This window comes from Demequina sp. (assembly GCA_024707205.1).
Taxonomy (GTDB): Bacteria; Actinomycetota; Actinomycetes; order Actinomycetales; family Demequinaceae; genus Demequina.
In genome coordinates this window covers 989,065-1,001,688 of record JANQAD010000001.1, presented here as the reverse complement: position 1 = coordinate 1,001,688, position 12,624 = coordinate 989,065, and the positions used below count along the sequence as shown (strand labels likewise).

Sequence of the window (12,624 nt, the reverse complement as noted above, 5' to 3'; positions counted from 1 at the left end):
AAGCCGCCCCAGCGTCGGGCATACAGAGAATCGAAGACCCGATGGAATCCATTTACCCCGCCACCGTCACCGCCCGCACGCAGGTCACGCCGCTCATGGTGCGGCTCACGCTTGCGCTCGAGGAGGGGTCCGCGTGGCGCACCACGGGCGTGGGCGACGAGTTCATCCACATTGACCTTGGTGCGGACACGCTCGACGTCGACGGGCATTCCGAGCGCCATTACACGGTGAGCGGGATCGTGCCCGGTGGGCTCGAGGTAGAGGTGTTCCTGCACGGGCACGGCGCGGGGGCCACGTGGGGGCGGGAGGCAGCCGTCGGCGACTCCGTGCTCATCTCCGACGCATGGGACTACTACCAAGTGACGCCGGGCTCGGGGACGCGAGTGCTCATCGGCGACATCACGGCGCTGCCCGGCATCGCGCGCATCCTGGCCGACGCCTCGGCCGACGAGGTGTTCCGCGTGGTCATCGAGGTGCCCTCGCTCGACGAGGCGCGCGAGCTTCCCTCTGCCGCGTCCGTGGACGTGCAGTGGCGCGTGGCCGGAAACGGTATCGGCCCGTCCGCGGTGTGCGACATCGTGCGCGGGCTCGCGGCCGAAGGCGTGATCTCCCCCGAGGCGAACCCGTACGTCTGGATCGCGTGCGAGTCCAAGATCTCGCGGGCCGCGCGCACGCTCCTGCGGCGCGAGATCGGCATGCCGATCACCCAGCAGCGCATCGTGGGCTACTGGCACGCGAACGCGGAGCAGGTCATGGCCGACTGGGAGGCGCTGCCCCAGGAGACCAAGGACGCGTACCTCGCGATCTGGCGCGAGGACCGCACCGACGAGGAGAACTGGCTCGAGTTGGAGCCGTTCCTGCAGTCGATCGACGCTTAGGCGCGCTACTTGCCCTTTGCGCCGAGGACGTGGTCCTGAAGGGCGAGCACCGCGGCACCGCGGCACCACTCGATGTTGTCTCCTGAAGTCGTCAACAACTGGACCTGCCCGGCGCGCGGGTCCCTTCGCTCTGCAATGCCTTCGCGAACCGCGTCCCCGGCGATAGAGACGAGTCGCACGCCTTCGCCCCCCAGGATCACCAACTCTGGCATCGTCAGGTTCGCGACGGCGGCGATGAAGTGACCTAGGCCGCGACCGGCATTGTCGACCACGGTGCGCGCCGCCGCGTCTCCCTCATGCGCGAGGTCGAGCGCACCGTCGTAGTCGACCGCGCGGTCGAGCGCACCGGAGACAGCGCTCGCGATCGCGGACTGGGTGAGGACCGTGCGTGCGCAGCCGCGATGGCCGGCGGAGCACAGCGGACCGTAGGGGTCGATTGGCCAGTGGCCAACGAGGCCAAGCCCCGCGTCGTCGCTGTTCACCACCCGGCCGCCGGCGACGAGCCCGTAACCGATGCCGGCCCCGAGGGTGATCACGGCGAAGCGATCCAGGTTCCGTCCGCCACCGAACCACCGCTCATACTCGGTGAAGGCGGTGAGGTCGTTCGCGACGGTCACAGGTAGCGCGATCTCGCGCTCCAAGAGCGCGGCGAGCTCGACGTCCTCCCACTCCAGGAAGGGAGCGCTGATGACCGTGCCGTCCGCCGCCACGAGGCCGCCGATACCCAGGCCGACGCTTGTCACCGCGGTCACGTTGGCGCGGAGTTCGTTCACCAGCGCAGCGATGGCGCTGACCACCTCGCTCGGCTCCCTTGAGGTGAGCGAGCGTTCGCCGCTCGCGATGACGTTGGCCCGCAGGTCGATCACGGCGCCAAGCACCTCATCCCCGGTCAGTTTGAGTCCGATGAAGTGGCGTGACTCCGGGATGACGTCGAGGAGCCGAGACGGTCGCCCGGCCTGGCCGCTCGCGTGCTCGCCGACCTCGACGATCAGGCCCGCCTCGATGAGCGGCTGCGATAGGCGTGTCAGCGATCCTGCGGACAGGTCCAGCCTGCGTGCGATCTGGGCACGAGAGATCGGGCCGTTGATCAAGACCTCGAGCGCGACCTCGTGCGCGGCGCCGCGGTGCGGCGTCCACGACGGCGTGGAGATGCGCATGGGTCCTCCCAAGTTCGGCACGATTAGTTTCGTGCATCAATAAGATAACAGTTCTAGGCGAGTCCGTACCCCCCAGTTGACAGGATATTACTTCTGACGTAGAAATAATCCTGGCAGGGAGGACGCGCGGGGGCGCGTCGAACAACGGAGTTCACAGAAAGGCCTCACCATGAAGCATTGGAAGTCAGGCGCAGCGGCCTTCGTCGCTATCGCGTCGATCTCCGTCGCCGGCTGTTCCTCTAGTTCGGAGCCCACCTCGAGCGCTACCGATGGCAGCGGCGACACCCTGACAGGCACCGTCACCTATTGGCACGCGTACAGCGCGGACTCTCCAGAGGTGTCGACGCTCGAAGACACCATCATCCCCGCGTTCGAGAAGCTGCACCCGGGCGTGACCGTTCAGGACGTGCCTGTGCCCTATGACGAGCTTCACCAGAAGCTCGTGACTGCGGCGGCGGGCGAACAGCTGCCCGACCTCGTTCGAGCTGACATCGGCTGGGTGCCGGAACTGGCGAACCTCGGCGTCCTAGAGCCCCTCAGCGACTCGATGTCCGACTTCCAGACTCTCGCGGACCAGGTGTACCCCGGAACTCTCGCCACCAACCTCTGGAAGGGCACCTACTACGGCCTGCCCCTCGACACCAACACCCGCGTAACCCTGTACAACGCCGACTTCTTCGAGAAGGCAGGCGTGCAGGTGCCGACCACCGTAGACCAGCTCGTGGCCGCCGCTCCTGCCCTGAAGGCCGCGGGCGCGTATGCCTTCGCCGACAACGGCGCAGGCGGCTGGAACATGCTGCCGTGGATCTGGAGCGCAGGCGGAGACATCACCGACCCCGATGTCACCAAGGCCACCGGCTACCTGAACAGTGCGGCCTCGGTGAAGGGCGTGCAGACACTCGTCGACCTCTACAACAACGGCTACATGCCCGACATCATCCTGGGCGGAGACGGCGGCCTTGCCACGAGCGACGGTCTGGCGACGGACAAGTACGCGACGATTCTCGACGGCCCGTGGATGTACCCGATCTTCGCGAGCCAGTACCCGGACTTCACGGTCTCGGCCTCGCAGGTCCCGGCAGGGGATGGCGGCTCCATCTCGGTCGTCGGTGGTGAGGACATCGTGCTCACCAAGCAGTCGCAGAACAAGGACGCGGCGATGGAGTTCATGCGCTACCTGCTGTCAGAGGACGCGCAGTTGGCGATGGCGGCAGTGGGTCAGATGCCAGTTCTGGCAGATCTCGGCTCGCAGCTGACCGACATTAACCCCTACTACGCGCAGTTCGTGGAGCAACTGCAGACGGCGAAGCCGCGACCGGTGACCCCGGCGTGGACCCAGATCGACACCATTCTTCAGGACGAGATTCGCGCTTCCTTCCGTGGCGAGAAGACCGTCCAGGAGGCACTCGACGAGGCAGCCTCGCAAGCCGACGCCCTGCTGGCTCAATACAACTAGCGAGGATTACAGACGCCATGTCGAATTCCCACACGCCCGTGGCTTCCCCCGAGCCGCGGGCAAGGGAGCCCGGCGGTCGCGACATCGAGTCGCGGCCGCCGGGCCACGCCGGGCCACGAAGGCCGCGTACGGATTCGTGCTTCCCGGTTTCGCGCTCTACGCGCTCATCATGTTGTACCCCGCCGTACAGACCATGTTGCTGAGCTTCCGCGACTGGCAGATCATTCCGGGCACGCCGAGTCCTTGGGTCGGGCTCGACAACTACATCCGTGCCTTTCAGGACCCCGTGTTCGTCAACTCGCTCGTGAACGCTGCCGCCTACACGGCCTTCACCGTTCCGCTGCAGATCGTCATCGGCTTGGCGCTCGCGGTGCTGCTTGACGCCAAGCTGCCGGGCAGAGTCGCATTCCGGGTGCTGTTCTATCTGCCCGTGGTCACGAGCTGGGTGGTCGTGTCGCTGCTGTTCCAGTACATCTTCCAATCGGACGACGGGCTCGCGAACCACGTGGTCGTCGACATGCTTGGCCTGTCCTCAGACAACGTTTCTTGGTTCCAGAATCGCTGGACAGGGATGTTCGCCATCGGCGTGCTCGGCATCTGGAAGGGCATTGGCTGGGCCATGCTCATCTTCCTCGCGGCGCTGACCGCGGTTCCTCAAGAGTTGAAAGAGGCCGCCTCGCTCGACGGCGCCGGCGCCTTTCAGCGCTTCCGCCACGTGTCGCTGCCAGCGATTCGCGGCGCCCTCGCGGTGGTCTTCATCCTGCTGTTCATCGGCGGGTTCAATGTCTTCATTTCCGTGCTGCTCATGACGGGAGGGGGTCCGGGCAACGCTACGCAGGTGCCGCTGACGTACATGTATCAGCAGGCCTTCAAGTTCCTGGATTTCGGCTACGGAAGCGCGATCTCTTTCAGTCTCACTGCGCTGGTGCTTGCACTGTCCGCGCTGCAGTACTGGTGGACGCGGCGAAGGATGGCGGCGTGAGATGACAGATACTCGTCGTCGCGCCGTCTCACTCGCCGCCCGCTACCTCCTGCTCGCGGCGGCAGCCGTGGTCATGGTGTACCCGTTCCTGTACATGCTGTCGACCTCGCTCAAGTCGCGCTCAATGTCGCTGACCGATCCAACGTCGCTCTGGCCCACGGACCCGACCCTCGACAACTACACGACGGTCCTGGGATCGGAGAACTTTGCGCGGTACTTCCTCAACTCCGCTGCGGTTGCGATCGTCAGCACCACGCTGATCGTGCTGCTCTCCGCGATGATGGCCTATGCCTTCGCTCGGCTCGATTGGCCGGGAAAGCGGTTCTTCTTCACGATGATCATCGTTGGGCTCACGATCCCCACGATGATGCTGATCATTCCCCAGTTCCTGCTCGCAAGAGACTTGCATCTGCTGAACTCGCTTCCCGGTCTGGTGCCGTTCTACGTTGGCACTGCGCTGGCCTTCAACACGTTCCTGCTCGCGGGATTCTTCGAACAGATTCCCTTTGAGCTCGACGAGGCCATGGCGATCGACGGCGCGGGTCCTTGGCGTCGTTTCTGGAGCCTCGCGATGCCGCTCTCGAAGCCCGCGATCGGGACGTGCGTGATCTTCGCCTTCCTGGGCACGTGGGATGAGTTCGCGTGGGCTCTCACGGTGCTCAATGACGTCGACAACCGCACTCTGCCCATCGCCATCGCACTCTTCCAAGGCCAGCACAGCACCAGTTGGGGTCTCGTCTTCGCCGCGTCCATCATCGCGATCGTGCCCGTGCTCATCGTCTACATCGTGTTCCAGCGCAACTTCGTCGCGGGCCTAACCACAGGAGCTCTGAAAAGCTGATGACGACCTCATCAATGTCGCCCACCCTCACGCATGTCTCCGTGCGCGTCTTGCTTGACGGCCAAGCTCCGAGCGGCGCGTACATCGCGAGCCCATCATTCTCCCAATACGGCTTTGGATGGTTGCGCGATGGCTCGTACTGCGCGCTGGCCATGGACGCCGTCGGCCAGGGAGACTCAGCGCGCGCCTTTCACGAGTGGGTTGCCGGGGTCATTCGCCACGAGCAGGCCTCGATTCGCGATCTGGTCGCGCGGCTCGAGCGCGGCGAGGGCCCCACGCCGGAGCAAATGCTGCCCACGCGCTACGCGCTCGATGGCACTCGAGAGTCGCCGCAATCCGATGAGTGGCCCAACTTTCAGCTCGACGGCTATGGCACCTGGCTGTTCGCCGCCGCGGCGCACTGGCCGGACGGCGCTCCAGAGGAGATCAGGGCGTCGATGGAGTTGGCCGCAGACTATCTGGCGGCGTCGTGGAGGCTGCCGTGCTTCGACTACTGGGAGGAGTTCGGGGACCGCCAGCACACGTCGACACTCGCTGCGATCGCCGCTGGCCTCAGGGCCGCAGCCACGATGCTCGACAGACCGGATCTGGAGGAGCACGCGCGCGCGGTGATGACCGCTGTTGAGGACACGTGTGTGGTCGACGGCGCCTTCGTCAAAGGCCCCGAGGACTCCCGCGTGGACGCGTCGCTGCTGTCGCTCGCCACTCCATTCGGCCTCGTTGACACGCACGACGCAAGGATGCGTGCGACCGTGGAGAGGATCCGTCGCGAACTCGCAACGGCCACGGGCGGCATCCGCCGCTATGTGGGTGACACCTACTACGGCGGGAGCCCGTGGATGCTCCTCACCGCATGGCTTGGCTGGCACTCGCGCGTCGCGGGAGACGCAGCAGGCTTCGAGGCTGCTCGAGAATGGGTGGAATCGCGGGCCGACGCAGACGGCCTCATGGCCGAGCAGATCGTCGACGAGCCCCAGGCGCCCGAGTGGGTGGAACCGTGGGTTCGCCGTTGGGGGGCCGTGGCCAACCCTCTGTTGTGGTCCCACGCCAAGTACCTGCTGATGGAGTACGGCCGATGACGCTTCTCCCTTCGCAAGCCACGTATCGCCCTGGCGATCAGGTCATCGTCGAATTCGACGCGCCCGTGCCATCGGACACGCACGCGGTGGTGACGCATCTGGCGGAGGTCGTGGCCACGGTCTCCGTGCCGGCCGGAAGCCGGGAGATAGACCTCGGGATCTTCGCCCATGGCGGCTACGGGGTGACGATCGACGCTCTGGCAACCGCATTCGACGTCCTCGACTCACGCTGGGAACGACCGCGCTATGGCTTCGTGGTCAAGCTCACGAGCGACGCCGATGTTGAGGCGGTCACGAGGTTTTTCCGTCGCATGCACCTGAGCGCCGCGCAGTTGTACGACTGGGCGTACCGGCACTCTCAACTCCTTCCCCCGCACCGTGAGTACCTCGATCCCTTGGGCCAACCACGGGACCTCGACGTGGTCAACGCCATGAGCAGCGCACTGTCGCGGGCTGGCGTCACTCCGATGGGGTACGCGGCGGTGTACGCGATCGGCCACGATGAGGTGCGCGACTGGAGCGAGAGTGTGTTGCTGCGCGCGTCTGGCGAGCCATACCGGCTTGGGGAAGAGTTCCTGATTCTCGTGGACCCCGCGGAGCCGCGCTGGCTCGCGCACCTCGCCGAGCAGCTGGCCGCCGTCGTCGACGGCACGGCGATCGAGGGGTTCCACCTGGACCAATACGGCTGGCCGAAGTTCGCGATGCGCGGGGACGGTGCGAGAGTCGATCTCGCCGAGTCCTTCACGACGATGATCGGCGCGGTGCGCGATCGCCTTCCGCACGCCCCGTTCATGTTCAACAACGTGAACGACTTCCCCACGTACGCGACCGCGCCTTTGGCCCAAGATGCGACGTACATCGAGGTGTGGGAGCCGCACTCGACGCTCGGTGACCTGGGTGCGCTCGCTTCGGCTGCGCGAGCCGCGAGGCCGGACCACCCGCCGATCCTCTCCGCCTATCTGCACTGCTACGAGAGTGCCCCCGAAGCAGCGTGCACCGAGGCCGCGAAGCTCGTCATGGCGTCCGCTCTCTCGCACGGCGCGACGCACCTGTTGCTCGGCGAGGCGGGAAACGCCCTCACCGACCCCTACTACCCGAACAACCACGAACTGGGCTCGGCAAGCCTCGATGAGTTTGCGGCGTGGTGCGACTTCCAGGTTCGGTATGGCGACCTGCTCTTCGACGAGCGGCTCGCAGACGTGACCGAGTTCTTCGCCGGTGGCATCAACGAGGACGTCGTGCTCCGCGCGGCCGGGGTGGAGTGTTCGACCAAGGCGATGCCCGGCACGCTCTGGCTGCGCGTGGCGCGGCTCCCGCATGGCGTGGCGGTGCACCTCATCAACCTTGTCGCGCAGGACGAGATCGCGTGGGACTCACCGAAGCGAGAGGCCGCCGAGGTCCGTGACGCCACGTTGTCCATCTCGTTCGTCGAGCCGGGATCCGAGGTGTGGGCCGCTTCTCCCGAGCACCCGGACCTCCGACGGCTTGAGCACGTGGGGACCACGAGTGCTGAGCAGGCCAACTCGCTCTCGGCCGGACAGTCGGGAGTGACCTTCGCCCTCCCGCCGCTGGGGCACTGGACGGTTGTGTGGATTCCGTCCGCCAGCATCGGGGTCTAGGCGCGCGTCCCCACGCCCAAGTCTTCGAGCGCCCTCCAGCCCGACGCTGAGTACTGCTGGTCCTCGAGGCTCGCCATGGTGACGGCGTAGGCGATGGCCTCCGCGCGGACGCGCGGGAGCTGCCGGGTCGCCCGCCCCTCCGGCGCCTCGGTACGCGTCGGCGCACTTGGCGAAAAGCTCCGAACCGAGCAGATACCAGGCCTGACCCAGGTCCGTCGCCGGATCGCCCGTGCCGAGGTCGCCCCAGTCGAGGATCGCCGCGAGGCGTCCCTCGCGCGAGAGGACGTTGTTGCCGTGCAGGTCCAGGTGGCACCAGGTTCCGCCAACAGACGGGTCGGCCGCGTCTTGCGTGGCACGGGCGCCGCCCGCATCCAACGCCCAGCCAGGCACCCCCGCGAGTCGCGCCAGCCGCAGCTCAAAGCGCTCGCGCCGCTCAGCCAACGGCAGCGACCTCACCGGGTTGCGGGGCGCGCCCTCGGGAGCCGGGACGTGCACCTGGGCGAGGGCGGCACCCAACTCGGCGGCGCCGTCGGACCCAAGGGGTGACGTGAGAGCGGGCGAACCGTCGAGCCACGGCACTACCGACCACCGCCACGGGTATCCGTGACTCGGCTCGCCAACGAACACGGGTACCGGTGCCGGGAAGGTCCAGCGGGCGCTCACTCGCGGGAGCCAGTCCAGTTCGGAGCCGGAGATGCCCGCGGCGATCTGACGGCGCGGAAGCCGCACGGCCAACTCATCGCCCAGACGGACCATCGCGTTGTCCCAGCCGCTCGCGGCGAGGGCCAGGGGCAGCCCGGCGTACCGCGGAGCCTGCTCGGCGAGGAGCCGCGCCACCAGTTCGAGGCTGATCGGCACCTCCTGCTCCGGAGTCGCCGTTGGTGGCAGCGTCACGCTGGCCAACGCCTGGTGAGCACCCATTCGAGCGCCTCGGGGAACGGGCCGTGCCCGTCGTCCGGGTTCAGGTGCCCCTCACCAGGGAGGATGTGCACCTCGCTCGCGCGGCCCGCATCGAGCCAGTCGAGTTTGGTGTTCCGATACCGGTCGCGCTCCCGGCCAACGAGCACCACTCCCGTGGTGTTGATGTACTCGGGACCCAACTGGGCGTCAAACGGGGCGAGCACGCCGTCCAGGCGATCCCGCGACGGGGGGCGCGACCATCAGCACGCGCTCGTCGCCCCGCACGTGGCCTCGGTCCACGAGCAGCGACCACAGCACGCAGCCAAGAGAGTGGGTGATGACGATCCGCTCGCCGTCGCCGAGCAGCTCAAGCTCCGCCTGCGCGAGCTCCACCCAGTCCTTGAGCACGGGCCTGAAGGGGTTGGGCAGCTGCGGATACTGGACGGGAACATCGAAGTCGCGCAGCCGCTGGGTGATCCACCACAGCCAGTGCTCTGGACCGCGCTCGTGCTCGAAGCCATGGAGGATGAGGACGCGCTTGCCGGGCATGGGGCCATTATGGTGGCCGCATGCAGGTTCGCCCCGCGGTCCCCGCCGACGCCGCCGGGCTTGCGCGCGTGCACATCGCCGCCTGGCGCTCTGCCTACGTTGGCATCATGCCCGACGCCTACCTCGCGGAGCTCGACGAGGCTCGCTTTGCGCGGGGCTGGGAGCGTGCGATCGACGAGGGCGTGTCCGCGGCGCTCATCGGCACGATCGACGGGGTGGTGCGGGGCTTCGCGACCTTTGGCGTGGCTCGCGACGACGAGCCGGTCGAGGCCGCACAGCTCTACGGCTTCAACCTGCACCCGATCGCCTTCGGCTCGGGCCTCGCCATCGCGCTCCACGGCGCGGCGCTCGATGCGCTCGGGGCAGCGGGCCACACGGGCGTGTACCTGTGGGTGGCAGAGGCGAACCCGCGGGCCCGGCGCTTCTACGAGCGCGAGGGCTGGACGGCCGACGGCGGCGTCAAGATCGAGGAGTTCGGCGGCCGGCCGCTCAGGGAGGTTCGCTACACGGTGGGGGTCCAGTGACCACTCACGTTCCGGACGCCGAGCGCCGCAACCACACCATCGACTACTTCCGCGAGCTGTTGCCCCTGATCCCGGCCCGGGCGCGCACCGCCCTTGACGTTGGCTGCGGGGAGGGCTTCGCCGCGCGCGCCCTCGCGGCCCGCGGCCTCGCCGTGACGGCGGTGGACCCCGATTCGCCGAGCCTCGCCCTGGCGCGCGAGCAGGAAACGACCGGCATCACCTACCTCGAGGCGGACTTCATGGCCGCCGACCTCCCGAATGACTTCGACGTCATCACGGCGCTCGCGGTGCTGCACCACCTCGATATGGACGCGGCGCTCGAGCGCGCCAAGAGCCTGCTCGCTCCCGGGGGCACGCTCTTGGTGGTGGGGCTGGCCGCCTCGGAGCTGCCGAGGGACGTGGGCTGGGAGCTTGCGGCAGTGGTGGCCCATCAGGCGGGTCGCCTCACGCACAAGGACTGGGAGCAGCCGAGCCCCACCGTGTGGCCGCCGCCGGTGACGCACGCACAGGTGAGGCGGGCCGCGGCGCGAATTCTCCCTGGCAGCACGGTCCGACGGCGCATCAAGTGGCGCTTTACGCTCACCTGGGTGAAGCCCACGTAGGCAGCGTGGCTAGAGCGCCGCGACCATCCGGGTCACGGCCTCGTCGAGGATCGCGGGCGACGTGGCGATGTTGATGCGCACGTGCCCCGCTCCGCCTGTGCCGAACGTGTGGCCGGGGTTGAACGCGACGCGCCCCTTGTCGAGGAACACCCGCGCGGGGTCGTCGCCCAGACCGAGCGCGCGGCAGTCGACCCACGTCAGGTACGTCGCCGCCGGCACGTGGTACCGGGCCGCGGGAAGTCGTTCCGCGAGGAGGGAGCCCAGGAGGCGCCGATTCGAATCGAGGGCGACAAGAGCGTCGGCCAGCCAATCCCGGCACTGCTCGTAGGCGACCGTCTGCGCGACCGTGCCCCAGTACGTGGGGCCGTGATGCTTCCCGGCGTCGTATCGCGCAAGAGCCGCGCCGGCGTCGGGCCCAAAGGTCATGAGGGCCGCGGGCATCGCGGCGAGCGACCACCCCTTCGACGCCGCGTGAACCGCGATGCCGCGCGGGTCGACGGTGAGATAGGGCACGAAGGTGGACTCGGCGTAGACGAGCGGGGCGTGGATCTCATCCGACACCACCTGCACGTCGTGGCGCGCGGCGAGCTCAGCTACGCGCTCGAGCTCTGCCTGCGAGTGAACGGCGCCGCCGGGGTTGTGCGGATTGCACAGGAGGAAGCCCTGAGCTTCGGCGAAGGCGGTGTCGAGGGCATCGAGATCGAGGCGGAGCTCAGGGGTGAGCGGGACCTCGAGAACGGTGAGACCGGCGTGGCCCAGGTACGAGTAGAACGGCGGGTACACGGGAGAGGTGACAACGACGGTCCCGCCCGGGCCGACGGCCTCGACAAGGGCGTCGGTGTAGCCGGAGATGACTGACGCCACGGCGCGGGTCCGCGCGACGCCCGGCTCCCAGCCCCACGAGTCGTGCGCGAACGAGGCGAACGCCTCGACGTACGGGGTGTCTCCCGGGTAGCCGGCGTCACCGCTGCGCGCGAGGGCGACCAGGGCGTCGGCTATGGGGAGCGCCAGCGGCACGTCCATCTCGGCGACCCACAGGGGGAGGACGTCGGCCGGGTAGTGGCGCCACTTGGCGCTGTGCCGCTCGCGCAGCTGATCGAGCGTGAGCGCTTCAAACGGGTTTGGGCGCTCAGTCATGGAAAGAGACTAGACGGTGGGGATGCCCGCCGGGGGCGTGTCCTCGCCGAGCTCATCGCGCGTGAGCTCTGGAGCGCTCGAGAAGGCGTAGTCGTGCCACGAGGCGAATCGCTCTGGCGAGATGACCTGGTGCGACTGGCGTGCCGTGTAGTCGGGGTCAATGTCGTTGGCGTTGGGCATCGCCATTTTGAGGCGTCCTTTCGGGTGCCGCTCGTGGCGGCGCTCGCGTTGGTGTGCGCACCGCTGCCGGTTGCCGGGCGCGCGAATACCGCTCGGTTGAACGGGATTCGACCATTTTACGCAACGAGGGCGCGGAACGTCAGGGTGAGCGAGTGTGACCTCGCTCACGCTCGCGCTAGGACCCGATTTGCGCGAGAAGCGTGTCGAGCTTGGCGGACGCCTCGCGGAGGCGATCGGTGCCGCCCAGAGCCAGATATGTGGTGAGGGCGGAGTCGGAGTCGAACTCGTAGGTGGTCACGACCACCGTGCCTGCCTCGCGCGCGATGAAGTCCTGCGTGATGAGCACGGTCGAGTCCGGCCACACCTCGCTCACCAGGGAGATCACGAGCTGCTCCTCATGCTCGCTGCTCTCGACCTTGCCGTAGAACGAGAACTGGTTGCCCTCGGGGTCGCGCTGGAGGATGCGCCAGGCGCCGCCCTCCACGGTGGTGATGTCCACATCGTCGTTCACGTAGCCGGCGGGCGCCCACCACTGCTTGACGTAGAGGCCCTCGGTCTCCGCGAGCCACACCCGGCTGAGCGGGTACGGCATGAGCTCGGTGACGATCAGCCGTGCAGGGGCGTCGGTCATCTCGAACGAGATCTTGATCACGGATTCTCCCCAGTGTGTGTGACGACGTCGCTGTCAGGGCAACTCTCGCGTTACCAGCGGCAAAGGTC

General features: G+C 67.6%; 14 protein-coding genes. 8 read left to right on the top strand and 6 right to left on the bottom strand.

Translation table 11 applies throughout. The features are described from left to right. Nucleotides 1–41: 41 nt before the first annotated feature. Nucleotides 42–878, top strand: coding sequence for a siderophore-interacting protein (locus tag NVV57_05180; protein MCR6712110.1), 837 nt, complete (start codon nt 42–44; stop codon nt 876–878). Between the two features lie 5 nt (nt 879–883). On the opposite strand, the gene NVV57_05175 is transcribed toward NVV57_05180, so the two are convergent. Further along, nucleotides 884–2,035 carry an ROK family transcriptional regulator gene (locus NVV57_05175; GenBank protein ID MCR6712109.1) on the bottom strand — a complete coding sequence of 384 codons (1,152 nt, stop codon included), beginning with the start codon at nt 2,033–2,035 and terminating at the stop codon, nt 884–886. 169 nt (nt 2,036–2,204) lie between these two features. Here NVV57_05175 and NVV57_05170 point away from each other — a divergent pair, with 169 nt between their 5' ends. From NVV57_05170 to NVV57_05150, 5 genes are all read left to right on the top strand, one after another. Continuing rightward, on the top strand, nt 2,205–3,491 hold the full coding sequence (locus NVV57_05170; GenBank protein MCR6712108.1) for an extracellular solute-binding protein: 1,287 nt from the start codon (nt 2,205–2,207) through the stop codon (nt 3,489–3,491). A gap of 136 nt (nt 3,492–3,627) precedes the next feature. Next, nucleotides 3,628–4,473, top strand: coding sequence for a sugar ABC transporter permease (locus tag NVV57_05165; protein MCR6712107.1), 846 nt, complete (start codon nt 3,628–3,630; stop codon nt 4,471–4,473). Between the two features lies 1 nt (nt 4,474). Continuing rightward, a complete protein-coding gene (locus tag NVV57_05160; protein MCR6712106.1) occupies nt 4,475–5,314 on the top strand; it encodes a carbohydrate ABC transporter permease in 840 nt (279 codons plus the stop codon). Beyond that, nucleotides 5,314–6,393 (top strand): glycoside hydrolase family 15 protein, encoded by a 1,080-nt coding sequence (locus tag NVV57_05155; protein ID MCR6712105.1) that lies wholly within the window; start codon nt 5,314–5,316, stop codon nt 6,391–6,393. The genes NVV57_05160 and NVV57_05155 overlap by 1 nt, the downstream gene beginning before the upstream one ends. Next, on the top strand, nt 6,390–8,012 hold the full coding sequence (locus NVV57_05150; protein MCR6712104.1) for a glycoside hydrolase family 66 protein: 1,623 nt from the start codon (nt 6,390–6,392) through the stop codon (nt 8,010–8,012). The genes NVV57_05155 and NVV57_05150 overlap by 4 nt, the downstream gene beginning before the upstream one ends. 890 nt (nt 8,013–8,902) lie before the next feature. On the opposite strand, the gene NVV57_05145 is transcribed toward NVV57_05150, so the two are convergent. Both NVV57_05145 and NVV57_05140 read right to left on the bottom strand, forming a co-directional pair. After that, a complete protein-coding gene (locus NVV57_05145) occupies nt 8,903–9,136 on the bottom strand; it encodes a hypothetical protein (GenBank protein MCR6712103.1) in 234 nt (77 codons plus the stop codon). Then, nucleotides 9,120–9,461, bottom strand: a complete 342-nt coding sequence (locus tag NVV57_05140; GenBank protein ID MCR6712102.1) for an alpha/beta hydrolase — start codon at nt 9,459–9,461, stop codon at nt 9,120–9,122. The genes NVV57_05145 and NVV57_05140 overlap by 17 nt, the downstream gene beginning before the upstream one ends. 20 nt (nt 9,462–9,481) lie before the next feature. On the opposite strand from NVV57_05140, the gene NVV57_05135 reads away from it, so the two are divergent. Together NVV57_05135 and NVV57_05130 are read left to right on the top strand one after the other, a co-directional pair. Next, entirely contained in the window at nt 9,482–9,985 is a 504-nt protein-coding gene (locus NVV57_05135) for a GNAT family N-acetyltransferase (protein ID MCR6712101.1), read from the top strand. Beyond that, nucleotides 9,982–10,587 (top strand): class I SAM-dependent methyltransferase, encoded by a 606-nt coding sequence (locus NVV57_05130; protein ID MCR6712100.1) that lies wholly within the window; start codon nt 9,982–9,984, stop codon nt 10,585–10,587. The genes NVV57_05135 and NVV57_05130 overlap by 4 nt, the downstream gene beginning before the upstream one ends. A 9-nt stretch (nt 10,588–10,596) precedes the next feature. On the opposite strand, the gene NVV57_05125 is transcribed toward NVV57_05130, so the two are convergent. From NVV57_05125 to NVV57_05115, 3 genes are all read right to left on the bottom strand, one after another. Next, complete coding sequence (locus NVV57_05125; protein ID MCR6712099.1) at nt 10,597–11,724, bottom strand: aminotransferase class I/II-fold pyridoxal phosphate-dependent enzyme; 1,128 nt, start codon at nt 11,722–11,724, stop codon at nt 10,597–10,599. 9 nt (nt 11,725–11,733) lie between these two features. Continuing rightward, the gene (locus NVV57_05120) at nt 11,734–11,910 is read right to left on the bottom strand and encodes a hypothetical protein (GenBank protein MCR6712098.1); all 177 of its coding nucleotides are present in this window, start codon (nt 11,908–11,910) and stop codon (nt 11,734–11,736) included. A 169-nt stretch (nt 11,911–12,079) separates the two neighbouring features. Further along, nucleotides 12,080–12,556 carry an SRPBCC domain-containing protein gene (locus NVV57_05115; GenBank protein MCR6712097.1) on the bottom strand — a complete coding sequence of 159 codons (477 nt, stop codon included), beginning with the start codon at nt 12,554–12,556 and terminating at the stop codon, nt 12,080–12,082. Nucleotides 12,557–12,624: the final 68 nt, after the last annotated feature.